The organism is Paractinoplanes rishiriensis (assembly GCF_016862375.1).
In the GTDB taxonomy this organism is placed as follows: Bacteria; Actinomycetota; Actinomycetes; order Mycobacteriales; family Micromonosporaceae; genus Actinoplanes; species Actinoplanes rishiriensis.
The window spans coordinates 70,285-94,981 of the sequence record NZ_BOMV01000034.1 but is presented as its reverse complement, the minus strand read 5'-3'; the positions used below and the strand labels follow the sequence as shown (position 1 = coordinate 94,981).

The following is a 24,697-nucleotide window of genomic DNA, read 5'->3' as shown; positions in this document are numbered from 1 at the left end:
AGAACACGTTCTAGTTCTGGGGGTGCCCGGGCGATGCTGGAATACAAGGAGCTCTACGTCGGCGGCCGGTGGGTGGCGCCGGCGAGCGACCGGCGGATCCGGGTGGTGTCGCCGCACACCGCCGAGCCGGTGGGCAGCGCGCCGGAGGCCACCGAGGAGGACGTGGACCGGGCGGTCGCGGCGGCACGCACGGCGTTCGACGAGGGGCCGTGGCCGCACACCCCGCCGGCCGAGCGGATCGCCGCGGTGCGCCGGTTCGCCGCCGCGTACCTGGCCCGGCAGGAGGAACTCGCCGAGCTGATCAGCACCGAGATGGGTGCGCCGCTCTGGTTCTCACACGTGGGGCAGGTCGGCGCCACCCTGATGGCGCTGGACGGCTTCCTGAACGCCGCCGAGCAGTACCCGTTCGAGGAGCGGCGCACCGGCTCGTTCGGCACCCCGGTGATCGTCCGGCGGGAACCGGTGGGCGTGGCCGGGATGATCACGCCGTGGAACGTGCCGCACTTCGTGACGGTCGCGAAGCTGGTGCCGGCCCTGCTCGCCGGCTGCACCGTGGTGCTCAAGCCGGCGCCCGAGACGCCCGTGTCGGGGCTGGTGCTGGGCGAGATCCTCGACCAGGCCGGGCTGCCCGAGGGCGTGGTCAGCGTGCTGCCGGCCGGCCGCGAGGTGGGCGAGCACCTGGTCCGGCACCCGGGAGTCGACAAGATCGCGTTCACCGGGTCCACCGCGGCGGGCCGGCGGATCGCCGCCGTCTGCGGCAACGACCTGCGGCGGGTCACCCTGGAACTGGGCGGCAAGTCGGCCGCCATCGTGCTCGACGACGCCGACCCGGACCAGGTGGCGCAGGGGCTGCAGATGGCCGCGCTGATGAACAGCGGGCAGGCGTGCATCGCGCAGAGCCGGGTGCTCGCACCGCGCAGCCGCTACGACGAGGTGGTCGGCGCGGTCGCCGGCATGGTTTCGGGGCTGTCCGTCGGCGACCCGCTGGACATGGCCAACTACATCGGGCCGATGGTGGCCCGCCGGCAGCAGGAGCGCGTCGAGTCGTACCTGCGCCTCGGCCAGGACGAGGGCGCCCGGCTGGTGACCGGCGGCCCGGGCATGCCGGACGGCCTGGACACCGGCTGGTACGTGCGGCCGACGGTGTTCGCCGACGTGCACAACGACATGCGCATCGCGCGCGAGGAGATCTTCGGGCCGGTGCTCTGCGTGATCCCGTACGACGACGAGGACGAGGCGGTCCGGATCGCCAACGACTCCGAGTACGGGCTGGCCGGCACGGTGTGGACGGCCGACGTGGAGCACGGCGTCGACGTGGCCCGCCGGGTGCGCACCGGGACCCTCGGCATCAACCAGTACCTGCTGGACTTCAACGCGCCGTTCGGCGGGTTCAAGGCCAGCGGCATCGGACGCGAGTTCGGTCCCGAGGGCCTCGACGCGTACGTCGAACTGAAGTCGATCTGCCTCCCGCTCGGATGACCCCGCCGCGCACCGCGGTGGTGACCGGCGGTGCCCGCGGCATCGGCGCCGCCACCGCGGCCGCGCTCGCCGCGGCCGGTTATCAGGTCGTGGTCGGCGACATCGAGCCAACCGGAGCGGCCCTGCCGCTGGACGTGTCCGACCGCGCCGCGTTCACCGCCTTCCTGGACGCCGCCGAGGAGCGGCTCGGCCCGCTCGGCGTGCTGGTCAACAACGCCGGGATCATGCCGCTGTCCCGGGTCGCCGACGAGCCGGACGAGACCACCGCCCGGATCCTGGCGGTCAACCTGCACGCGGTGATCCACGGCAGCCGCGAGGCGGTGCGCCGGATGCTGCCGCGCGGTGGCGGGCACATCGTCAACGTGGCCTCGGTGGCCGCCCGGGCCCCCAACCCGGGCGCCGCCACCTACGCGGCCAGCAAGGCGGGGATGCTGGCGTTCTCGGCGGCGCTGCGCACCGAACTGCGCGGCACCGGCGTCGAGGTGTCCTGTGTGCTGCCCGGCCTGGTCGCCACCGACCTGTCTGCCGGCATCGCGGTGCGCGGCTACCGGCCGATCGACCCCCGCCGGGTGGGCCGGGCCGTGCTGGGCGTGCTGCGCCGGCCCCGGCCCGAGGTGTACGTGCCGGCCCAGGTGGGCGTGCTGCTGCGGGTCGGGTCGCTGGCCGGCCGGCGGTTCGGCGACTGGCTGCAGCGCGTCTCCGGCGCGGACGACGTGGTGCTGGGCGCGATCGGGTCAGACGGCCGGCGGGAGTACGAGCGGCGGGCGGCGCGATGAGCCTGACCGCGCCGTACACCGTCGAGTTCCCGTTCCGGCGGACCGTGGGGCCGAAGATCGGCACCTTTCTCGGCGGGCTGCGGGACGCCCGGCTGTTCGGCGTGCGCACCGCGCGCGGGGTGCTCTGCCCGCCGCTCGAGTTCGACCCGGTCACCGGCGCCGCCACCGGCGAACTGGTCGAGCTGGTCCCGGTCGGCATGGTCACCTGCTGGACCTGGGTGCCGGGCCGCCCGGGCGACCCGGTGCCGCACGACTTCGCCTGGGCCCTGGTGGCGATCGACGGCACGGCCGGGACGTTCTTCCACGCGGTCGACACCGGCGGCGTCCCCGGCCGGATGGCGACCGGCCTGCGGGTGCGGGCCAGGTGGCGGCCGGAACGGGTCGGCGACCTGCGCGACCTCGAGTGTTTCGAGCCGGTCCGGTGACCCTGCCCGAGCCGGTCACCAGCATGGCCGGGCCGTTGCGGATGGACTACACGTACGTGGCCGGGACCGGGCGGTCGGCGTTCCTGCGCGGACTGGCCGGGCGGCGGCTGCTGGCCCGCCGCTGCCCCGGCTGTTCCCGGGTCTACGCGCCCGCACCGGAGTTCTGCGCGCGCTGCCTGGAGCCGGTCGGGCCGCCGTTCGAGCTGCCCGGCGACGGCGTGGTGTCGACGTTCTGCGTGGTCAACTTCCCGTTCCCGGGTCAGGCGCACGAGCCGCCGTACGTGGTGGCGCACATCCGGCTGACCGGCGCCGACAACCGGCTCATGCACCTCGTGCGGGAGATCGCGCCGGACCGGGTGCGGATCGGTCTGCCGGTCGAGCCGGTGTGGGGCGCGCCGGACACGTCCACCGCGAGCATCCGCTACTTCCGGCCGGTGCCCGGTGCGTGACGTCGCGGTGGTGGCGTTCGCCCGGTCGCCGTTCGTGGTCGCCGACCGCGAGCACGACATGGCCGAGTCGGTGCTGCCGGTGCTGCGCGCGGCGCTGGACGCCGCCGGCCTGGACCGTTCCGAGGTCGACTTCGTCGCCTCCGGCAGCCACGACTTCTACGAGGGCCGCACCTTCGCCTACATCGAGTCGCTGGACGCGGTCGGCGCCTGGCCGCCGATCGCCGAGTCGCACGTCGAGATGGACGCGGCCTGGGCGTTCGCCGAGGCCTGGTCCTGGCTCCAGCTGGGCGAGGGCGAGGTGGCGCTGGTGTACGGCATCGGCCGCGGCTCGCTGGCCGCCGACCTCGACCAGATCATGCCGGCCCAGCTCGACCCGTACCTGCTCGCGCCGCTGCGCCCGCACCGGGACGCGCTGGCCGGTCTGCAGGCCGCCGCGCTGATCGACGCCGGGCGCGTCAGCGAGCGGCAGATGGCCGAGGTGGTGGCCCGCTGCCTGGCGGGCCGGTACACCGTGGACGAGCTGCTGGCCGCGCCATACGTGGCCAGCCCGCTGCGGGCGCACGACGTGGCGCCGTCCGGCGACGCGACCGCCGTGCTGGTACTGGCCGCCGAGCCGGCCGCGCGCCGGCTGGCCGAACGTCCCGCCTGGGTGCGCGGCCTCGACCACCGGATGGACACGCACTACCCCGGTTGCCGCGACCTGACCCGGTCGCCGTCGGCGGAGCTGGCCGCCGCCCGCGCCGCCGAGATGGCCGGCTTCACCGCCGCCGAGACCGAGGTGGCCGAGCTGCACACTGAATACAGCCATCAGGAGCCGCTGCTGGCCGACGCGCTCGGACTCACCGCGACCACCGAGGTCAACCCGTCCGGCGGGCCGCTGGCCGGGCGGCCGGCCACCGCCACCGGCCTGATCCGGATCGGCGAGGCGGCCCGCCGGATCCTGGCCGGAACCGCCGAGCGTACGGCCGCCCATGCCACCAACGGCCCGGTGCTGCAGCACAACCTGGTGTGCCTGCTGGCGGGTTCACCGTGAGCGCGCCGCTCGCCGTGGTCGGCATCGGGCAGAGCCGGCAGGCCAAGCGCCGCGAGGTCACCATCGGCGCGCTGGTCCGCGAGGCGGTGGACGCCGCGCTGGCCGACGCCGGAGTCGGGTTCGCCGACATCGACGCGGTGGTGCTGAGCAAGACCCCCGACCTGTTCGACGGCGTGATGAACCCGGAGCTGTACCTGGCCGACGCGATGGGCGCCGTCGGCCTGCCGGTGACCCGGGTGTTCACCGGCGGCAGCGTGGGCGGGCACGCGGCGATCCACGGCGCGCACCTGGTGTCGGCCGGGCTGGCCCGGCGGGTGCTGGTGGTCGCCTACTCGAAGGAGTCGGAGGGGAACTTCACCTGGGCGCTGTCCCGCGGGCTGCCGTTCAGCGCGCACCTCGGCGCGGGCGCGGGCGGGCACTTCGCGCCGGTGATCCGGGAATACATCCGCCGGTCCGGCGCGCCCGAGCACATCGGCTGGAAGGTGGCGGTCAACCACCGGCGCAACGCGGCGCTCAACCCGTACGCCCATCTCCGGAAGGCCGGCCTCACCGTGCAGGAGGTGCGCGACTCGCCGATGCTCTGGGATCCGATCCGGTATCTGGAGTCGTGCCCGTCCTCGGACGGCTCGTGCGCCGTGGTGATCACCGACGCGCGGCACGTCACCGGCCGGCCGGCCTGGATACACGGGATGGCCTTCCGCACCGAGACCGGGCACTTCGCCGGCCGGGACGAGGTCAACCCGCGGGCCGGCCGGGACTGCGCGGCCGAGGCCTACCGGCAGGCCGGCATCACCGACCCGGCCCGCGACATCGACGTGGCCGAGCTCTACGTCCCGTACAGCTGGTACGAGCCGATGTGGCTGGAGAACCTGGGGCTGGCCGCCGAGCACCGGGGCTGGCGGCTGGTCGACGAGGACCGCACCGCGTTCGGCGGCGACCTGCCGGTGAACCCGTCCGGCGGCGTGCTGGCCGGCAACCCGACCGGCGCCACCGGGCTGCTGCGCTTCGCCGAGGCGGCGCTGCAGGTGCGCGGGCTCGCCGGGGAACACCAGATTGACGGGGTACGCCGGGCGCTGGGTCACGCGATGGGCGGCGCCTCCCAGTTCCACGCGCTGTGGGTGGTCGGCAGCGAGGCACCCACGTGACCGGCGTCCATGTGGCCGGGGTGGGGATGACGCCGTTCGTGCGGATCGGCGGCCCGGTCGCGTACCCGGACATGGTCGGCACCGCCGTGCGCGCCGCGCTGGCCGACGCCGGTCTGGAGTGGCGGCAGGTGCAGCGGGCCGCGGTGGGTTACGTGTTCCAGCCGTCCGCGGCCGGTCAGCGCGCCCTCTACGACCTGGGCCCGACCGGCATCCCGGTGGTCAACGTGAGCAACAACTGCGCCACCGGCTCGACCGCCCTGATGCTCGCCCGCGAGTGGATCCAGGGCGGCCAGGCCGACGTGGCGCTCGCGGTGGGTTTCGAGCAGATGACCCGGGACGCCTTGTCCGGCACCGCGTCCGGAGTGTCCACGATCGACCGGCACCTCGCCGCGCTCGGCCCGCCACCCACCGGCGGCACCCCGCTCACCGCCTGGCTTTTCGCCCAGGCCGCCCAGGAACACATGAGCACGTACGGGACCACGGCCGCCGACCTGGCCCGGGTGGCGGTCAAGAACCACGGGCACTCCACCCGTAACCCGCTCGCCCAGTACCGCCGGCCGTTCACCCTCGACGAGGTGCTGGCCGACAAGCCGGTGGCCGGGCCGCTGACCCGCAGCCAGTGCTCGCCGATGTCCGACGGCGCCGCGGCGGCCGTGCTGGTCAGCGAGCGCCTTCTCGGCCGGGTCGCGGGCCGGCCGGTGCGGATCGCGGCGCAGCAGCTGGTCACCGACGAGCCGGACGCGTTCGCCGGTGCGGCGATCGACGTGGTGGGGAGCGGGATGACCCGGCGCGCGGCCCGAGCCGCGCTGGCCGAGGCGGGCGCCGGCATCGACGACGTGGACGTGGTCGAGCTGCACGACTGCTTCTCGATCAACGAGCTGCTCACGTACGAGGCCCTGGGCATGTGCGCGCCGGGCGAGAGCGCGGCGCTGATCCGCGACGGCGCCACCGGCTACGGCGGCCGGTGGGTGGTCAACCCGTCCGGCGGCCTGATCTCGAAGGGACACCCGCTGGGCGCCACCGGCCTCGCCCAGTGCGCGGAGCTGGTCTGGCAGCTGCGCGGCACCGCCGGCGACCGCCAGGTGCCCGGCTGCCGGCTGGGGCTGGCGCACAACCTCGGCCTGGGCGGCGCCTGCGTGGTGACGCTCTACCAGGCCGGATCGCTCAATTAGTCACACAGGAGGCGAACATGGGGCTTCGGCAGCCGAATCACCTGGGTCATCTGGTCGCCGCGGCGCTCGCCCGGCACCGCGACCGCCCGGTGCTGGAACTCGGCGACACCACACTGACCGGCGCCGCGACCGCCGCCGCGATGAGCCGGTACGTCCAGGCGTTCCAGTCGCTCGGCGTGGGCACCGACGGCGCCGCGGCACTGCTGGCCACGAACCGGCCGGAGGTGCTGCTGATCATCGGGGCCAGCCAGATGCTGGGCTCGCGGCGGACCGCCCTGCACCCGCTGGGCTCGCTGGACGACCACGCCTACGCGCTCGACGACGCCGCGATCGGTACCCTGATCGTGGATCCGCTGTTCGCGGACCGGGCGCTCGGCCTGCTCGAACGGGTGCCCTGCCTCAAGCAGGTGCTCACCATCGGGCCGGTGCCGGGCGCGCTGGCGGGCGCCGGCGCGGTCGACCTCACCGCGGTGGCGGCCGGGTTCGAGCCGCAGCCGCTGCGGCCGGCCGACCTGCCGCCGGACCACATCGTCTCGGTCACCTACACCGGCGGCACCACCGGCAAGCCGAAGGGCGTCACCGGCACCGCCCACTCGATGCTGACCATGTGCCAGATCCAGCTGGCCGAGTGGGAGTGGCCGCCGGAGCCGCGCTTCCTGGTGTGCACGCCGCTGTCGCACGCCGGGGCCGCGTTCTTCGTGCCCACGCTGATCAAGGGCGGGTCGATGGTGGTGCTGCCCCGGTTCGACCCGGCCGAGGTGCTGCGCACCGTCGAGGAACAGCGGATCACGGCCACCATGCTGGTGCCGACCATGCTGTACGCGCTGCTGGACCACCCGGACGCGGCCACCCGCGACCTGTCCAGCCTGGCGACCGTCTACTACGGCGCCGCGGCGATCAACCCGGTCCGGCTGCGCGAGGCGATCGACCGGTTCGGCCCGATCTTCGCGCAGTTCTACGGGCAGACCGAGGCGCCGATGGCGATCAGCTACCTGGCCCGGCACGAGCACGACGACGCGCGGCTCAGCTCGTGCGGCCGGCCGTCCGCGTTCCTGCGCACCGCGCTGCTGGACGAGGCCGGCAACCGGGTGGCGCCGGGCGAGCCGGGCGAGATCTGTGTGGCCGGGCCGCTGCTGGCCGCCGGTTACCGGAACAAGCCGGACGCGACCGCCGAGGCGTTCCGGGACGGCTGGCTGCGGACCGGCGACGTGGCGCGCCAGGACGAGGACGGCTTCTGGCACATCGTGGACCGGGTCAAGGACATGATCGTGACAGGCGGCTTCAACGTCTTTCCGCGCGAGGTGGAGGACGCGGTGGCCGGGCACCCGGCCGTCGCACAGGTCGGTGTCATCGGCGTACCCGATTCCACCTGGGGTGAGGCGGTCACCGCGGTGGTGGTGCTCCGGCCGGGCGTTTCGGCGTCGGGCCGTCTGACCGAGGAGATCAAGGCGGCCGTACGCGACCGCAAGGGTCCCGTGCATGTGCCCAAGAACGTGATCGTCACCGATCGGCTGCCGCTGACCGCCCTCGGCAAGCCCGACAAGAAGGCGCTGCGGGCCTCGTTCAGTTCCCCGGGCCGGGAGCCACCGACGGCCCGGGGATGACTGAACGGCGTTTACCTCAGCGCACGTAGACGTTCGGCTGCGGCGGGTTGGCCATGCCGTTACCCAGGAAGAAACTCGGGTGCGGCGGCTGGTTGTAGGCGGTGTTCTGCCAGGCGAGCGCGACCCGGTACTGCGGGTCGTGCGCCAGGGTGTGTATCCGGCGGTCGGTCTGCGTCGGAGTGGCGTAGATTCGCAGCGCCGACGAGTCGGTGGTCCGCCAGATCACCTCCTCACGCCAGTCGCCGAGGATGTCGCCGGACAGCGCCGGGGTGGCCTTGGTGCCGTTGTTCGACGCCACCCCGGACGCGGTGAGCAGCCGGGTGTCGGCGCTGGTGCCGTACTTGTCGATCCGCGTCTGGTCGAGCAGCTCACGCACCGGGTCGCCGTCCCACCAGATCAGGAAGTTCGACGAGGACGGCTTGCGGCCCAGCGCGCCGCCGGTGGCGCTGGTCAGGTTGGCCACCGAGGACGACCAGGACTCCGCGCCGGCGCTGCCGGCGTAGACGTCGCCGGCCACGGCCCGGCCGTTGTCGCAGCCGCAGGACGGGTGCGACCAGATGACCGCGCCCGTGCGGGCGTCGAGCATCGCGTCGGTCGGCTGCGAAGTGCTCTCCGACGGCCGGTAGACCTCCAGGCCCGCGCGGGCCGGGTTCAGGTCGCCCACGTGCAGGGCGTCGCCGTGGCCCAGGCCCGAGCGCCACATCAGCGACCCGTTGTCGTTGATCGCCGCCGCGCCGTACATGACCTCGTCCTTGCCGTCGCCGTCCGCGTCGGCGATCGACAGCTGGTGGTTGCCCTGGCCGTAGGCGCCGACGTTGCTGTTGCCGGAGTCGTAGAACCAGCGCTGGGTCAGCGAGCCGTTGCGGAAGTCCCAGGCCGCGATCGTCGCCCGGGTGTAGTAACCCCGCGCCATGATCAGACTCGGCCGGGTTCCGTCCAGGTAGGCGGTGCCGGCCAGGAACCGGTCGACCCGGTTGCCGTAGGAGTCGCCCCAGGACGACACGGTGCCACGGCCGGGGTTGTAGTTGACCGTCGACATCGCGGCGCCGGTCTGGCCGTTGAACATGGTCAGGAACTCCGGCCCGGACAACACGTAGCCGCCGGAGTTGCGGTGGTCGGCGGACGAGCTGCCGATGACCACGCCGGTGCCGGAGCGGGTGCCGTCAGCGGTCTTCATGGCGACCTCGGCCTTGCCGTCGCCGTCGTAGTCGTACACCTGGAACTGGGTGTAGTGCGCGCCCGCCCGGATGTTGATGCCCAGGTCGATGCGCCACAGCCGGGTGCCGTTGAGCTTGTATGCGTCGACGAACACCTTGCCCGTGTAGCCGGACTGCGAGTTGTCCTTGGCGTTGGACGGGTCCCACTTCACGATGATCTCGTACTGGCCGTCGCCGTCCAGGTCACCCACCGACGCGTCGTTCGCCGAGTAGGTGTACGCCTCGCCCGACGGCGTCGTGCCGCCCGGCGGGATCTGCATCCGCACGTCGAAGTAGCCGTTCGCGAACGACAGCGAGGCCGGCGAGTCCGCGCCCTCGGTGCCGTCGGCGCCCACGGCGCGCACGGTGTAGGACACCCCGGCCGCCGCCCCGGAGTCGAGGTAGTTCGTCGAGTTGGTGATCGGGCTGGAGTTCACCTTGGTGCCGGCCCGGTACACGTTGAAGCCGGTGGACGCGGGCTCGGTGCCGAGCAGCCGCCAGGAAACCAGGTTCGCGCTGCCGGACCGGACGCTGACCACGCCGCGGTCGAGATCCTCGACCTGCTTGCCGCTGCCCGACGGCGGCGGGGTGGTCGGGCCGGTGGTCGGCGGCGTCGTCGGGCCGGTGGTGGGCCCCGTGGTCGGGCCGGAGACGTAGTTGAACGCGATCTGCATCCGGGAGATGTCGGAGCAGGTCTCCTGCACGATCGGGTTGTTGCCGGCCGTGGAGCCGTCCCTGGTGCTCAGGCACAGGCCGGTCGCCACGCTCTTGACCAGGTATTTGCCGGCGGCCACGGTGGAGGCGGTGAACGTCCACAGCTGGTTGGTCTTGGTGCCGTCGCCGCAGCCGTACTGCTGCAGCTGGGTGCCCGAGGTGGTGGACGAGCTGGGCACGTCGATGCACCGGGTGCTGTTGACGTTGGCCAGGTTGAACTGGCCGCTGGCACCGCCCACGGCCTTCCACTGCTGGCTGGTGGTGCCGGCCGCGCAGGCGGCCTGGACGAGCAGCGCCGAATTGTCGACCGACGCACCGGTGACGTTGACGCACTTGCCGCTGGCCCCGGGGACCAGCGTGTAGATGCCGTTGGCGACCGGAGCGACCGCGGCCGAAGCGGGCAGCATCGAGACTGCTACGAACCCGATCGGCACGGCGACGATGGCGGCGCCGGCCGCGATCACCCCGCGGCGGCGCCGCCTGGGCAGATCTCTGAGCATGACGTTCCTTTCAAGGGGGAGGACGTCCGACAGCGCGGCCCTCCGGGTGGGGAACGGACGGAGGGCCGCACTGCGGTAGATGTCGCCGGAGCCGGGCGACAACAGAAATTACGGGTACCGGCCGTCCATCAGGCCGTTGACGTACTTCTCGATGTTGGTGTAGCCGGAGCCGTCGAAGTCGCCGCCGGCGTCGTTGGCCGACGGGTTCAGCCCGTACTTCGTCTCCCAGGCGTTGGGCATGCCGTCCCGGTCGGTGTCGGCCGGGGCGGTGCCGCTCGCGAGCGTGCCGTAACCGCTGTTGCCCAGGCCGGTGGCGGTCTGCGAGGCCCACAAGTTGCCGGTCGTGCCGAGCGAGCGGATGTCGGCCAGAACGACGTTGTCGACCCCGTCCCGGGGCAGCGCGCCGGCCTTCGCCATCACCTCGTTGTAGCCGGCCGTGGCGGCCAGCGTGGGGATCGAGGTGGTGGTGGCCGACCAGGGCGAGGCCATCTCGGTGGCACCGGCCCGGACCGCGCCGGCGACGCCGTTCAGCGAGCCGTCCCGGTTGCTGTCCCAGAGGTTGTCGCGGTTGAAAACCGTCTGGTTGCCCATCTGGTAGTAGTAGTTCGACGCGCTGGTCGTGCGCGGCCCGGTGATGAAGTAGTTGCTCACCACGTCGTGCAGGAAGTGGCCGCTCGAGTTACCGGCGGTGTAGCCGGCCTGGTAGTTGTAGACCACGTTGTTGATGAACTGGGTGTTGCCCTTGGCCAGCGGGTTGCGGCCGTGCGAGTTGGCCCAGAGGTTGCGCCACCAGGTGTACGGCCCGGTCTCGGTGTGCGCGCCGAACTGCTGGCCGATCGGGTTCGCGTTGATCGAGTACTGGAACGTGATGTTCGAGGCCCGGACGGCGCCGATGTTGTTCCACCGGCCGAACTCGATCGACACGTGGTCGAAGATCATGTTGCTGGCGTCCAGCCAGTTCATGGCGTTGTTGTCGTGCACCGGGTCGAGGTCGCCCTGGCGGAACCGGAAGTTGCGGACGATCACGTTCTTGGCGCTGTTGAACGAGACCTCGCCGCCCATCACGCCGGTGCCGCCGCCCGGTGCGGTCTGCCCGGCGATCGTGATGTTGCTCTTCACCAGCACGGTCGAGGTGAGCCGGATGTAGCCGCCGACGTCGAAGACCACGATCCGGTTGGGCTGGCTGACCGCATCCCGGAACGAGCCCGCGCCGGAGTCGTTCAGGTTGGTCACGTGGTAGATCGAGCCGCCCCGGCCGCCGGTGGCCGCCGCGCCGAAGCCCACCGCGCCGGGGAAGGCGAGCACCGGACCGGTCGGGGCCGGCGTCGTCGGGGCCGGAGTAGTCGGGCCGGTCGTCGGCGGTGTGGTCGGGCTCGTCGTCGCCCCGGACACGTAGTTGAAGGACTGCTGCATCCGGGCGATGTCGGAGCAGGTCTCCTGGACGATCGGGTTGTTGCCCGCGGTCGAGCCGTCCCGGGTGCTCACGCACAGCCCGGTCGCCACGTTCCGGATCAGGTATTTGCCGGACGCCGCGGTGGACCCGGTGAAGGTCCAGAGCTGGTTGGTCTTGGTGCCGTCGCCGCAGCCGTACTGCTGCAGCTGGAGGTTCGAGGTGACCGCCGAGCCGGGCACGTCGACGCACCGGCCGCTGCTGCCGTTGACCAGGTTGAACTGTCCGCCGGCGCGGGCCACCACCTGCCACTGCTGCTTGGTGGCGCCGGCGCTGCAGGCCAGCTGGACCAGCAGGGCGGCGTCGGCGGCCGACCCGCCGGCCACCTCGATGCACTTGCCGCTGGCGCCGGGAACCACGGTGTACACCCCGCCGGCGACGGGCGCGGTGGCGGCCAGCGACGACGTGGTCATCACCGCGATCACCCCGATCGGCACGGCCGCGGCCACGGCCACGGCGGCAGCTATTCGCGATCGCATGAGTCTCCCCTACCTGGTAGTGACGGTCACCAATGTGTAGATGCTCCGCAGGTGGCCCCGATCACCGAAATTCGCCATCGAGGTACGGCGGGTGCGGTGACCGGCCAGCCCGCCGGCCACCGCACCCGTGCGTCACCGCGCCAGGACCGCACAGTGGGTCCGCGCAGCGTCGCCGCGGTAAAGCTCCATTGGCATGCATATCTACGTCTATCGATGCCCTGTCGCGCTGGTACTCCCCTGCGCGGCAACGATGAGTGAGGCATGCGGGCGTGCACCCGCCGCTCACGGTAGATACGACCAGAGACCGAGGTCAATGCCCCAGACGTCGGCCAGGTAGAATTTATTTCTCAGCTTGACGTAATTACCGTACGCGTCGTAACCTGCACGGATCGTCGAGCCTGGTCACTCTCCGGCGGCGGCGAACCAGCCCAGTTCCGGTCCCGGAAAATCGCGAAGGCTCCGTCGGTCGACGGAGCCTTCGCGGTGTGAAGGAAGTGCGATCAGCACTGCTTCCACTGGAACTGCACGAGCGTGTAGACCTCACCGTCGGAGGCACGCATCGAGATGTAGTTCCGACCGGTCGAGGTGCCGGAGTTCACCCGCAACTCACTGTTGATGTTCAGGTTGCGGGTCTCGCCACAGGGCGAGTACACCAACTCGGCGACCGGCGTGATGTCGGTCGCCCGCCAGGTGCCGGACAGCGGCCCGGTGAACGCATGGTCGACGAAGTTGTTCTCGGCCGAACCCTGGTAGTAGTAGTTCGACCGTTCCAACGCGGTCGCACCGGCCTCCAGATGCAGGCGACCCCAGTGATCCGCCCGTGCGACCGCGAAGGTGAAGCCCTGCGGGATGTGCACGTTGAGGTTCACCTGGCAGTTCTTGCGGAAAGCGGTGGGGTCGGCAGTCCCACCGTCCTCAGCCCGGAAATTGGAGTAGTTGATCTTGAAGCCGGTGTTGTCGGGGAGCATACTTACCGATGCCGTGCCGGCTGGGCAGCCGGAACCGTTCACCGTCTGCACATCGAGCGTGATGCGCCCGCTCGGGGGTGCGGACAGATCCTCGGCAGCGCCGGCCCCGAGCGCAGCGCTCGGGATAAGCGTGGTGGAGAGAGCCACCGCGGACACGAGTGCGGCCCACCTCGCGCCGGTCAGCCTGAAGGTCATGGGGGATCCTTCCTGGGCGGTCTAAACAGCAGACGTATTGATCGACATTAATGTCTTGCGAGGATGCTAGCCGCGCCCGGGGCCTACAACAAGGACCCTTCGCGACCGGCGCCGAAAACCCGGACCGCGGCAACCCGCGATGAAGATCTTTTAAACCGCCGTTCAGTCGACGACGACCGCCCGGGCGGTCTAGCCTGATCGGATTCTTGCCTGCTCGTGCCGGTCGCTGCCATTCTGGGGGGCTGCCCGATCTAATGATCGGTGGAGTCCAACATCATACATTGACGGCCATCGATTGTCTAAATAGCATGGCGACATCGCGGAGGCTTGCCGCAGGTCTTTTTTGGAAGGAGTCCAAATGCGCAAGGCTATGTACCTGGGCTGCGCAATGCTGGTCGTCCTGGCGACCACATTGTTCGCCAGCCCGGCCAAGGCGATCGGCATCGTTCTACCGGTGCCGCCGCCGCAGGACCGCATCGTCATCGACGTGGTGACGGTCAACGGCTCCGGCTGCCCGGTCGGGACCGCAGCGGTCGCGATGTCGCCCGACAACGAGGCCTTCACCGTCACCTACTCGAACTACATCGCGCAGGTCGGCGTCGGGGCCACCACCACCGATTTCCGCAAGAACTGCCAGCTCAACCTGGTTGTACACGTGCCGCAGGGCTTCACCTACGCGATCAGCAAGGTGGACTACCGCGGCTTCGCCTCGATCGAGAACGGCGCCAGCGCCGTGCAGCGGGCGAACTACTACTTCCAGGGTTCGTCGCAAACGGCGTACACGAGCCACCCGTTCGCCGGCCCGCTGGCCGACGACTGGCAGACCTCGGACGAGGTTCCGATCGCCGCCATGGTCTGGCACCCGTGTGGTGCGCTGCGCAACCTGAACATCAACACCGAGCTGCGCGTCTCGGCCGGTACCTCGGACCCCAAGAAGACGACGTCCTTCATCTCGATGGACTCGACCGACGGTGCCATCAACACGGTCTACCACTTCCAGTGGGCGACCTGCCCGAGCAGCTGAACCACGAAGTAGGGAGCACGTCCACGTAACCCGGTAAGACTCTTACCGGCGCACTAGCGCCGGCCGGGAAAGTCCGGCCGGCGCTATCGGCGTGTTCAAAAACGGTCTCTGAATTCCGTTACAGCTACCTGTTACCGGGAAAACGGGTTTCAATCATTGACACCGCCAAATGACTGCGCGGATCGTGCCGGACGCGTCGTCGGACTGGCCGGCAATCGTCCGGCCGTCGTCCGAGAGGGCGTTCGCGATGTTCGACAGGCCGTCCGGCTGGTGGGCGGCCAGCGCGGGCAGCTTCACCGTGGTACCACCGGCCGCCAGCACCGCATGGCCCTCGGCGCCGGTGCCGATCACCCACCCCTGTGCGTTCACCGCATCCAGCGAGCGCACCCGGCCGGCCAGCTCCTGGACCTCGCCGGTGCGGATGTTCCAGCGCACCGAGACCATCTTTCCGCCCTCCGCGCCCTCGCCTTTCCGGCCCATGCCGTTGGTGGCGGTGCCGATGGCCCAGCCGTTGCGGACGCCGATGACGCTCGCGGTCTCGGCCGGCTTGCCGTCGATGTCCGGCACCGGTAGTTCGCGGTGGGTGCCGTCGGCGAACCACACGTACGGGGTCTCATAGTCGAGCATGCCGACCACGGTGCCGTCCTCGTCGATGTCACCGGCCGACGCCGACTGCGCGCCCGCCGGCAGCGGCAGCTTGATCGGCTTGGCCGTGGGCGACGGCCAGACCAGCACCCGCCCGCCGCCGGGGCCGCCGCTGTCCCCCACGATCGCGCCGGCCTCGTTGATGGCGATCGCCTGGCCCTCCTTCACGCCGGGCAGCTTGCTGACCTTGCCGTCGCGGTAGACGTACGGGAGCTGGCCCTTCTCGGTGTAGCTCCAGCCGACCGCGACACCGGCCGAGTTGGCGTCGGTGAGCAGCTCCTCCGAGTCGCCGGGCAGCGGCACCTCGCGGCCTTTGCCGTCCGCCCAGATGACCGCCTGGTAGCCGCCGCCCGGCGGGTAGGAGCGCCCGACCAGGTAGCGGCCGGTGGGGTCGGCGCCGGAGATCAGCGCCATCCGCACGTTCCTGGGCACCGGCAGCTTCTCGATGGTGCAGCGGGACGGCGGCGACGCGGGGGGCGCGTTCCAGCCGGGGGTACCCGGAATGGTGTAGGCGGGCTTGGCCGGCGCCTCGGACGGCCCAGCCTTCGACGGCACGGTCTTCGACGGGGTCGGCCCCGTGGCGGCGGGCTGACCCGGCGGCCCGGCCACCAGGTTGCCGGCCACCGAGACGCCGGCGACGGCGACCGCGGTCAGCGCGGCCGCTCCGGCGTACCCGGCGTTGCGGCGCGCCCGGTGGCGGCGTCCGGTGGCGATGGCGCGCTGGACGCTCACGGTCGACGGGGTGGGCGGCTCGTCGTCGAGCGCCCGAAACAGGTCAGCTTCGGATGGCATCTATCGACTCCTCTGGGTCATCACGGGGAAAATCAGCCCATCGCGGAGAAATCGGCGAATGCTCGTTCGCCGAGCAGACGGCGCAGGGTGGCCAGTCCCCGCGAGGTCTGGCTCTTGACCGTGCCGGTCGAGCAGCCGAGCATCGCGGCCACCTCCTCGACCGACAGGTCGTAGAAGAAGCGCAGCACCAGCACGGCCCGCTGGCGGCGGGGCACCCGGTGCAGCGCCTGCCGCAGCACATGGCGGTCCTCGACGCCGCCGGCCTGCACCGGTGGCGGCTCGGGGGTCTCGCGGAACAGCCGGACCCGGGCCCAGGCCAGCCTCCGCTCGTCCACGTACGTCCGGACCAGCATGGTGCGCACGTACGCGTCCAGGTTGTCCGCGTGCTGTGCCCGGTGCCACTTCACGTACAGCGTGGTGATGGTCTGCTGCACCAGGTCGTCGGCCCGGTGCCCGTCGCCGGTCAGCACGTACGCCAGCCGCCGCAGCACGGGTATCCGCGCCGTGACGTACTCGGTGTACTCCGCTTCCGAACCGTCCCGCATTCGTCTCGCCCCTCCGTCGGGTCATCAACCCTCAGACGGGGACGGCCGGTCGCCCGGTTGTCAGATGCCGGAAGATCTCCGCGGCAGCCTACGGCCACCGGCCGGCCGTGCGGTTTCCGGCAAGCCGGCCGGGCGGTATACCGAAGAGCCGTTTTCACGCCGCGCGGCCGCTCCCAATAATGAGCCTCCCACCAACGGGAGGACACCTATGCGAAAACTCAGAACAGCCATCGCGGCGGCGGCCGGTGCCGCCGTGATGCTGATCCCGTCCCCGGCAATGGCCGAGGACCGGGGTAACGGAAACAGCACCTGCGACCGGTACGAAATCTGTTTCCGGGCCTTCGAGAGCCACACCATGTTCAACGTCAACTGGAACTACTCGCATTCATTCTGGTACTCGTACGGCGCCCACGCCCACATCCTGATCTTCAACAACGCGCACGCCTGGTCGGCGCCGCTGAACAACAAGGCCGTCGGGGTCTGGAACCGGGACTCGACGTGCCGGGTGCAGCTGCTCGACTACGACACCACCGGCGCCGAGTGGCACTACGCCGAGGTGGCCCGGGACGTCCGGGTCGACGTCGGCTTCGAGTTGAACGACGCGCACAAGCGCTGCAACACCTGGTAACGGCGGGCCGGACGGACGGGTGAGATGAGAAGCGAACGGCAAGCACGGCGGCTGGTGGTGTCCGCGCTGACGGCACTGCTGGCCACGGCGTCGATATCGGCGTGCAGCGGGGGTACGCCGGCCCGGCCCGAGGTCGTGGACGAGCGCAACCCCTTGGCGCTGTTCCTCGGCGAGAGCCTCGGGCTGATCGACTACGCCCAGCTCAAGCTCCGCAACGAGTGCCTGGCGGAGGCGGGCTACCGGCAGAACCTGGAAACCATGATGGATCGGCCGATCCCGGCCTTCGCCACGTTCGCCATCACCGCCCGCACCTTCGGTCCGACCACCGAGCAGGAGGCACGACGGGTCGGGTTCGGCCGGGACCAACCGGCCGAACCCTCCCCTGTCGTCAGTTTCGACCCCAATTACGACCGGACCATGGACGAGTGCGGCGAAAAAGCGTGGGACCGGCTGGGCGACGACGTCCGGGATATTTACCACTCGTATTTCGACCTCGGTAACAAAATCGCCGGCTCGTTGATGAAGACGGTCCACGACCGGCTCGACAAAGGAATACCGGCGAAAATGCTCGCCTGCGTCCGGGAGAGCGGATACCGGACCACCGACGAGGAAGAATTCCTCCGCACCCCGCGGCCGCAACTGCTCGGTGTGGCGTTCGGTGCGGTCGACCAGACGTCCGCGACCGAGTGGCAGCCGGCGAAGAAGCCGGGGACGGTGGAGGTCGGCCCGGCGGTGCCCGCCCTCCGGTACCACCCGACCGCCGAGGAGAGCGAGCTCGCGGTGGTCTGGCTGCGCTGCCGCCAGCGGACCACCCTGGCCGAGCAGCAACTCGCCGTCGCGGTGGCGGTGCAGAAGGAGATGGTGACCCGGTACGAGACCTCCTTCACCGAGCTCAACCCCCGGATCAGGGACATCGCCAAGCAGGCGACCGCGCTGATCGGCACCCGGTGAACCCGGCCGAGGACCGGCTGCGGCGCGCCCGCCGCGGCTGGTTGCTGGCCGGCGGCGGGTCGCTCCTGGCGGTCCTGGTCGTCGCGGCGTCGGCCACCGCGGTAGGCCGGAACCTGCGCTCGCCGGCCCAGCTGGCGGCCGACGCCGAACCGCCGGCGCCGTCGGCCGTCACCGCCGCGGCCGAGCGCCGGGTGCTGGCCGAGCCGGTGGTGCTGCGCGGCCGGATCCAGCCCGGGGCGAGCGTGCGGCTCGCGCTGCCGGCCGCGGCGGCCGGCCCGAACAGCGTCGTCACAAAGGTGCCGGTCCGGCCCGGCACCCGGCTGCGGGAGGGCCGGGTGGTGCTGGAACGCTCGGGCGAGCCGCTGTTCCTGCTGGTGTCGCCGTTCCCGCTGTACCGCGACCTGACCGACGGGGTGACCGGGCCGGACGTCACACAGGTGCAGCGCGCGCTCCGGCGGCTCGGCTACGGCCTGCCGGTGACCGGGGCCTTCGACAAACGCACGCAGAATGCCGTCGCCGCGCTCTACACCGACCGCGGCTACCGGGCGCCGACGAAGGCACCCACCACCGAGCCGGCCACGGCTCCTGCCGCGGCAACACCGGCCACCGTGTCGTTGCCGCAGGCGCACGTGGTGGTGCTCGGCAAGGACGGGCAGCGGATCAGCGCGGTCAACGTCCGCGTCGGTACCGTCCTGACCGACCCGAAGACGGCCCTCTTCGACCTCGACCGGGCCGCCCCCGCGCTGGTCGCGGTCGCCTCGGCGGAACAGGTCGCCCTGCTCGCGGCCGGGCAGAAGGCGACCGCGACCGACGAGGGCGCCGGCCTCAAGACCACGGTGGCGATCGGCGCGATCGGCGACAAGCCCGTCGAGGCCGAGAGCGGAACCGGGTTCGAGGTGCGGTTCCGGTTCACCGGCAAGGCCCTCGCCAGCACCGGCCAGCGCACCGTGCGGGTGGACGTCGAGGCCGCCGGCGAGGTGGCACCCGTGCTCGCCGTACCCGTCACCGCGATCTTCTCCCGGGCCGACGGCAGCACCTTCGTCACCGTCGACGGCGCGGACGTGCCGGTGCGGACCGGGCGCGTCGCCGCCGGCTGGGTGGAGATCGTCGAGCCGGACGGCCGGATCGCCGAGGGCACCGCGGTCGTGGTCGGTGAGTCGCGATGAGTCTGCTCGCCCTGCGCGACGTCAGCCGGACCTACGACGACGGCCAGCCGGTGCACGCGCTGCGGGCCACCACCCTGAGCATCGACGCCGGGCAGTACGTGTCGGTCACCGGCCCGTCCGGCTCCGGGAAGTCCACCCTGCTCAACGTCCTCGGACTGCTCGACGAGCCGACCGCCGGGTCGTACCGGGTGAGCGACACCGAGACGGTCGGCGGCGGTCAGCGGCTGCACGGCGCGGTCCGCGGCCAGTTGTTCGGCTTCGTGTTCCAGGCGTTCCACCTGCTGGCCGGGCGCACCGCCGTGGAGAACGTGGAGATCGGCATGCTCTACGGCCCGCTGCGGCGCCGGCAGCGCCGCCGCCGGGCCGAGGAGGCGCTGGACCGGATCGGGCTGGCACACCGGATGCACGCCGACCCGCGCCGGCTCTCCGGCGGCGAGCGGCAGCGGGTGGCGATCGCCCGGGCCATCGCGGCCCGGCCCGCGGTGCTCTTCTGCGACGAGCCGACCGGCAACCTGGACAGCGGCAACACCGCCAACGTGCTGGCCCTGCTGCGAGAACTCAACGACCAGGGGCTGACCCTCGTGGTGGTCACCCACGACCCGGACGTGGCGGGTCACGCCGGCCGGCGGCTCCAGGTGATCGACGGAACGGTGCGGGAACAGTGAGGCGGCCGGACTGGAGCCGGCTGGACTGGGGCCGGCCGGGCTGGAGGCGGATGGGCTGGAGGCGGATGGACTGGAGGCGGATGGGCCTCACCCCGGCCCGGCTGCGCGCCGGCGACCTGCTGCGCGAGTCGGCCCTCTCCACGCTGCGGCACCCCGGGCGGTCGCTGGTCACGGTCGTCGGCACGGTGCTGGGCGCGGCCGCCTACGTCTCGACGCTGGGGCTCGGCGCCACCATGAGCGGGCAGGTGTCGTCGGTGTTCGACGCGCGGCGCGCCACCGAGGTGATCGTCCAGCCCGAGGACGCCGGCCTCGACCCGTCCTGGAGCGCGAACGCCGGGGAGCGGCTCGCCCGCCTGACCGGCGTGGTCCGGGCCGGCAGCCGGGTGGCGGTCGGCGAGCGGCCACTGCGACGGACCCTCGACGCGTCGACCACCGGCGCCGCGGTACCCGTCATCGGGGCCGACGCGGACGCCCTGCGGGTGATGGGACCGGCGCTGACCTCGGGCCGGCTGTTCGACCGGTTCCACGACGAGCGGCGGGTGCCCGTGGTGCTGCTGTCCGCGCCTGTCGCGGCGCAACTCGCGGTCACCCGGGTCGGGGTCGCGGTCTTCATCGGCGATGCCGCGTACACGGTCATCGGGATCTACGGCGACGTCGCCCGGCGCGAGGAGGCGATGGCCGCCGCGATCGTGCCGCACGCCCTCGGCGAGCGGCTGGTGACCGACGGGACGGCGGCCCGCGACGTGCTGATCGAGACCGCGCCGGGCGCCGCCCAGGTGGTCGGCCGGCAGGCGCCGCTCGCGGTGCGCCCGGAGGCGGCCGGCGACCTGCGCGCCATCGCGCCGCCCGACCCACGGACCCTGCGCCGCGAGATCGAGGGCGACCTGACCCGCTCCACCCTGGTCCTCAGCCTGATCGCGCTGGTGATCGGCACCATCTCGATCGGCAACGCGGCAACCGCGGCGATCGCCGTCCGGGCGCCGGAGATCGGCCTGCGGCGGGCCCTCGGCGCCCGCCCGCGGCACGTGTTCGTCCAACTCGTCACCGAGACGTCGCTGCTGGGCGCGGCCGGCGGGGCGGCCGGCGCGCTGCTCGGCGTCCTGGTCGTCTCGGTGGTCGCGCTGGCCAACGCCTGGACCCCGAGCATCGACGTGCGGGCGGCGCTGGTCGCCTGCGCGGCCAGCACGGCCGCCGGCCTGCTCGCCGGGCTGTGGCCGGCCGCGCGGGCGGTGCGCATCCCGCCGGTGCAGGCACTTCAGCGCGGCCCCTGATCCGCGGCCTGATCGACACCTGTCCAAATCCGACAGCAAAGGCGGGCAACCGAGTGCGTCTCTCAACCCGACTTAGGAGCATGAATGTCTCACGGAAACTCTTAGCGCTCCCGGCCGCCGGGGTGTTGCTGGCCGCCCTGGCCGTACCCGGGGTGGGTGCGGCGGAGGAAGCACCGGCCGGCACCGCGGTGCTGCCACCGGGACAGACCTGGACGGTGACGCTGCTGACCGGTGATGTGGTGTCGGTGCAGGCCCGGCCGTCCGGTTGCCCGATGGTCAGCGTCCGGCCGGCCGAGCCGAGCGGCGTACTGTCCCGGCAGTGCCGCCCCGACGGGCACGTGCACGTCGTACCGGCCAAGGTGGCCCCGCTCGTCGGCAAGGTGCTGGACCCGGCACTGTTCGACGTGACCAGCCTGATCCTGAACGGGTACGACGACGCGCGCAGCAGGACGCTGCCGCTGATCGTGCGGCCCGGCGGCAACGCCGCGCGGCTGACCGCCGACCCGCTGGTCGCCGGCCTGGCCGGGCAGCGCGCGCTGCCCAGCATCGGCGCGGTCGCCGGGCACCAGGCCAAGGCTGCCGGGCCCAAGCTGATGCAGGCCTCCGCACGCGCCACCGCGCCGGCCGCCAAGGTGTGGCTGGACCGCAAGAAGCACGTGACCGCGCTGGACCGCAACCTGCGCCAGGTGTCCGCACCGCAGGCCTGGCAGGCGGGTTACACCGGCACCGGCGCCAAGGTCGCGGTGCTCGACACCGGCATCGACGCCACCCACCCCGACGTGGCCGGCCAGATCGTCGAGAAGGCCGACTTCACGGTCGAGGGCGGCGACGCCGTCGACCGGTTCGGGCACGGCACCCACGTGGCGGCCGTCGCGGCCGGCACCGGCGCGGCCTCGGGCGGGGCCCGCAAGGGCGTGGCGCCGGGCGCGAAGCTGCTGGTCGGCAAGGTCCTCGACGACAGCGGCGAGGGCACCGACTCGATGGTGATCGCGGGCATGGAGTGGGCCGCGAGCCGGGCGCCGGTGGTCAACATGAGCCTCACCGGATACGAGCCGAGCGACGGCTCCGACCCGGTGTCGCTGGCCGTGGAGGAACTGTCGGCGGAGACCGGCACGCTGTTCGTGGTGGCGGCCGGCAACGCCGGTCCGGTGGACAACTCGATCCCGTCGCCGGGTGCGGCGCCCAGTTCGCTCGCCGTCGGCGCGGTGGACGGCGCGGACGCGCTGGCCGAGTTCTCCAGCCGCGGGCCGGTGCTCGGCTCCAAGGCGATGAAGCCGGACCTGGTCGCGCCGGGCGTGGAGATCGTCGCGGCCCGGGCGGCCGGCACCACCATGGGCCGGGCCGTCGACGCTCGGTACGTGGCCGCGTCCGGCACCTCGATGGCGTCGCCGCACGTGGCCGGCGCCGCCGCGCTGCTGGCCCAGCGGCACCCGGACTGGCGGGGCGACCAGATCAAGGCGGCCCTGGTCGGCGCGGCCGACCCGATCGACACGACCGACCCGTACGCGCTGGGCGCGGGCCGGCTCAACGCGGCCCGGGCGCTGTCCGGCGTGGTCAGCACGTCGCCGGTGGTCAACCTGGGCACCCTGACCGCGGAGAAATCGGTGGAGGGCAAGCTCGGCTGGCTCAACACCGGCACCGCCGCCGCCGATCTTGCCCTCGACGTGGCGGTCACCGACGCGCGCGGCAAGGCCGTCCCGGCCGGTGTCGTGACTCTGTGGGACAGTCGGCTGCATCTGGCCGCGGGGGCCGCGGGGGGCGTCGCGGTACACGTCGACCGGCCCGCACCGGGCCTCTACAAGGCGGTGGTCACGGCGCGCTCCGGCGGCGCGGCGATGACTCGTACCCCCATCGCTTTTTATGTGGAGCCGCCGAGCCATGACCTGACCATCGAGTCCACCGCCATCCCCGGCACCCCGGAGGGCGCCCTCGGCTGGTCCACCATCCAGGTGGTCAACCTGGACGACCCGGCCGAGTTCGCGTGGGCCGTGTTCGGCGAGCCGGGCGAGACCGTGAGCCTGCGGGTGCCGGCCGGCCGGTACAGCGTGCTCGGCTCGTTCATGGCCTTCTCCGACGAGGTCCTCGACGAGCGGATGGCCATGGCCGGCGACCCGGACGTCACCATCGGCGCGGACACCACCGTGCGGATGGACCTCGCGGCGGCCGAGCGGCTCGGCGCGACCGTGGACGGTGTGCAGACCTCGGCCGGCTCGCTCGGCCTCACCTACATCCAGACCGCGGCGCGCGGCATCGCCTGGAACGACTTCGCGTTCGCGTGGGGCGAGTCGGCCAAGGCGGGCAACGTGTTCGTGGTGCCCAACGACGGCGCCGCCATCGGCACCTTCCGAGCGTACGGCGCCTTCGGTCTGCTGGCCCCGGGCCGGCTCTACGACCTCATCCACCTGTTCGGCAACGGCATCCCGGCCGACCCGACCTACCGGGTGACCGCCGCCGAGCACGCCACGCTCGCCCGGATCGACCAGCGTTTCCACCGCTTGGACGTGCCGGACTCGGTCACCATGCACAAGCGGTACGGGTTCAGCCCCGAGGGCGTGTTCCTGGCCGAGCACAGCACCGACCAGCTGGTCGGCACCCGCACCGACTACGTGTCGCCCGGCTACGCATGGGTGGACGAGGCGTTCTGGAACGGGTTCGTCACCCAGGAGGCGCCGCAGAAGCACGCCGCCGGCAGCCGGCAGAGCAAGAGCTGGGTGCGCCAGCCGCTGCGGTCCGGCTTCTTCGACGATCCGGGCTCGCCCAGCGGGTGCCGGCCGCTCCCGCCCACCCGGACCAGCGGCAACATGCACCTCGAGATGGTCACGCTGGTCGACCAGCACAACCGGTTCGACTGCCTGTCCGACGGCTGGGGGCTCGACCTGACCCAGAAGCTCACCCTGGAGCGGAACGGACGGACCGTCGGGGCGGTCGACGGTTCCATAGGCGATTTCCCGGTGCCGCGCAGAAACGCCAAATACCGGATCACGTACGACGTGGACGCGAGCCGGTCGCTGCCGGTGTCGACCCGGGTCAGCACGTCATGGACGTTCCGCTCGGCCGGCCCGTCCGGCACCGGCGACGTTCCGTTGCCGCTGCTGGCGGTCGACTACGCGCTCCCGCTGGACGACGCGAACCACCCGACCGCGTCCGGCACGGCGACCTTCACGGTCCGTCAGGCGCGCGGGGTTCCGGCGCAGACCGTCACGAAGTTCACGGTGGCGACGTCGCTGGACGGCGGCGCCACCTGGCGGCCGACGGTGGTCACCCGGGCCGGCGGCTCGTTCCGGGCAACTCTGCCCACGCCGGCGGCCGGTCAGTCGGTCTCGCTGAAGGTCGCCGCCACCGGCAGTGCCGGTAGCGGCCTCGAGCAGACCGTCATCGACGCCTACCGCGCCGGATAACCGAACGGGCCCGCGGACGTTCAGTCG

20 protein-coding genes are annotated in these 24,697 nt (G+C 72.1%); 15 read left to right on the top strand and 5 right to left on the bottom strand.

Annotated elements, in window-relative coordinates:
* The first annotated feature begins 33 nt into the window (after window positions 1-33).
* The 8 genes from Ari01nite_RS15405 to fadD8 are packed head-to-tail and all read left to right on the top strand — an operon-like array spanning window position 34 to window position 8,083.
* Window positions 34-1,479 (top strand): aldehyde dehydrogenase, encoded by a 1,446-nt coding sequence (locus tag Ari01nite_RS15405; RefSeq protein WP_203781916.1) that lies wholly within the window; start codon window positions 34-36, stop codon window positions 1,477-1,479.
* A complete protein-coding gene (locus Ari01nite_RS15400; RefSeq protein WP_203781915.1) occupies window positions 1,476-2,255 on the top strand; it encodes an SDR family NAD(P)-dependent oxidoreductase in 780 nt (259 codons plus the stop codon). Before Ari01nite_RS15405 ends, Ari01nite_RS15400 begins: the two co-directional genes overlap by 4 nt.
* Entirely contained in the window at window positions 2,252-2,680 is a 429-nt protein-coding gene (locus Ari01nite_RS15395) for a PhlB family protein (RefSeq protein ID WP_203781914.1), read from the top strand. Before Ari01nite_RS15400 ends, Ari01nite_RS15395 begins: the two co-directional genes overlap by 4 nt.
* Entirely contained in the window at window positions 2,677-3,129 is a 453-nt protein-coding gene (locus tag Ari01nite_RS15390) for a Zn-ribbon domain-containing OB-fold protein (protein ID WP_203781913.1), read from the top strand. Before Ari01nite_RS15395 ends, Ari01nite_RS15390 begins: the two co-directional genes overlap by 4 nt.
* Window positions 3,122-4,162, top strand: a complete 1,041-nt coding sequence (locus Ari01nite_RS15385) for a thiolase family protein (protein ID WP_203781912.1) — start codon at window positions 3,122-3,124, stop codon at window positions 4,160-4,162. The genes Ari01nite_RS15390 and Ari01nite_RS15385 overlap by 8 nt, the downstream gene beginning before the upstream one ends.
* A 14-nt stretch (window positions 4,163-4,176) precedes the next feature.
* A complete protein-coding gene (locus tag Ari01nite_RS15380; RefSeq protein ID WP_203782001.1) occupies window positions 4,177-5,307 on the top strand; it encodes a thiolase family protein in 1,131 nt (376 codons plus the stop codon).
* Entirely contained in the window at window positions 5,304-6,479 is a 1,176-nt protein-coding gene (locus Ari01nite_RS15375) for a thiolase C-terminal domain-containing protein (protein ID WP_203781911.1), read from the top strand. The genes Ari01nite_RS15380 and Ari01nite_RS15375 overlap by 4 nt, the downstream gene beginning before the upstream one ends.
* A 17-nt stretch (window positions 6,480-6,496) precedes the next feature.
* Window positions 6,497-8,083: a fatty-acid--CoA ligase FadD8 gene (fadD8, locus tag Ari01nite_RS15370; protein ID WP_203781910.1), complete on the top strand. Its 1,587-nt coding sequence runs from the start codon at window positions 6,497-6,499 to the stop codon at window positions 8,081-8,083.
* Window positions 8,084-8,099: 16 nt separating this feature from the next.
* Here fadD8 and Ari01nite_RS15365 read toward each other — a convergent pair whose 3' ends face one another.
* From Ari01nite_RS15365 to Ari01nite_RS15355, 3 genes are all read right to left on the bottom strand, one after another.
* Complete coding sequence (locus Ari01nite_RS15365) at window positions 8,100-10,493, bottom strand: rhamnogalacturonan lyase family protein (protein WP_203781909.1); 2,394 nt, start codon at window positions 10,491-10,493, stop codon at window positions 8,100-8,102.
* A gap of 108 nt (window positions 10,494-10,601) precedes the next feature.
* The gene (locus Ari01nite_RS15360; protein WP_203781908.1) at window positions 10,602-12,422 is read right to left on the bottom strand and encodes an RICIN domain-containing protein; all 1,821 of its coding nucleotides are present in this window, start codon (window positions 12,420-12,422) and stop codon (window positions 10,602-10,604) included.
* A 500-nt stretch (window positions 12,423-12,922) separates the two neighbouring features.
* Entirely contained in the window at window positions 12,923-13,585 is a 663-nt protein-coding gene (locus Ari01nite_RS15355; RefSeq protein ID WP_203781907.1) for a DUF4360 domain-containing protein, read from the bottom strand.
* Between the two features lie 358 nt (window positions 13,586-13,943).
* On the opposite strand from Ari01nite_RS15355, the gene Ari01nite_RS15350 reads away from it, so the two are divergent.
* Window positions 13,944-14,609 carry a DUF4360 domain-containing protein gene (locus Ari01nite_RS15350; protein ID WP_203781906.1) on the top strand — a complete coding sequence of 222 codons (666 nt, stop codon included), beginning with the start codon at window positions 13,944-13,946 and terminating at the stop codon, window positions 14,607-14,609.
* A gap of 153 nt (window positions 14,610-14,762) precedes the next feature.
* Here the strand turns inward: Ari01nite_RS15350 and Ari01nite_RS15345 are convergent, their stop codons facing one another.
* Together Ari01nite_RS15345 and Ari01nite_RS15340 are read right to left on the bottom strand one after the other, a co-directional pair.
* The gene (locus tag Ari01nite_RS15345; protein WP_203781905.1) at window positions 14,763-16,046 is read right to left on the bottom strand and encodes a hypothetical protein; all 1,284 of its coding nucleotides are present in this window, start codon (window positions 16,044-16,046) and stop codon (window positions 14,763-14,765) included.
* A 32-nt stretch (window positions 16,047-16,078) separates the two neighbouring features.
* Window positions 16,079-16,591, bottom strand: a complete 513-nt coding sequence (locus tag Ari01nite_RS15340) for a SigE family RNA polymerase sigma factor (RefSeq protein ID WP_203781904.1) — start codon at window positions 16,589-16,591, stop codon at window positions 16,079-16,081.
* Between the two features lie 208 nt (window positions 16,592-16,799).
* Between Ari01nite_RS15340 and Ari01nite_RS15335 the strand changes: the two genes are divergently transcribed.
* The 6 genes from Ari01nite_RS15335 (at window position 16,800) to Ari01nite_RS15310 (ending at window position 24,670) form a co-directional block, all read left to right on the top strand.
* Entirely contained in the window at window positions 16,800-17,219 is a 420-nt protein-coding gene (locus tag Ari01nite_RS15335; protein ID WP_203781903.1) for a hypothetical protein, read from the top strand.
* A 24-nt stretch (window positions 17,220-17,243) separates the two neighbouring features.
* Window positions 17,244-18,170, top strand: a complete 927-nt coding sequence (locus Ari01nite_RS15330) for a hypothetical protein (protein WP_203781902.1) — start codon at window positions 17,244-17,246, stop codon at window positions 18,168-18,170.
* The gene (locus Ari01nite_RS15325) at window positions 18,167-19,336 is read left to right on the top strand and encodes a peptidoglycan-binding domain-containing protein (RefSeq protein ID WP_203781901.1); all 1,170 of its coding nucleotides are present in this window, start codon (window positions 18,167-18,169) and stop codon (window positions 19,334-19,336) included. The genes Ari01nite_RS15330 and Ari01nite_RS15325 overlap by 4 nt, the downstream gene beginning before the upstream one ends.
* Window positions 19,333-20,001, top strand: a complete 669-nt coding sequence (locus Ari01nite_RS15320) for an ABC transporter ATP-binding protein (protein WP_203781900.1) — start codon at window positions 19,333-19,335, stop codon at window positions 19,999-20,001. The genes Ari01nite_RS15325 and Ari01nite_RS15320 overlap by 4 nt, the downstream gene beginning before the upstream one ends.
* Before the next feature lie 65 nt (window positions 20,002-20,066).
* On the top strand, window positions 20,067-21,272 hold the full coding sequence (locus Ari01nite_RS15315) for an ABC transporter permease (protein ID WP_203781899.1): 1,206 nt from the start codon (window positions 20,067-20,069) through the stop codon (window positions 21,270-21,272).
* Between the two features lie 80 nt (window positions 21,273-21,352).
* Window positions 21,353-24,670 (top strand): S8 family serine peptidase, encoded by a 3,318-nt coding sequence (locus Ari01nite_RS15310; protein ID WP_239162777.1) that lies wholly within the window; start codon window positions 21,353-21,355, stop codon window positions 24,668-24,670.
* Window positions 24,671-24,697: the final 27 nt, after the last annotated feature.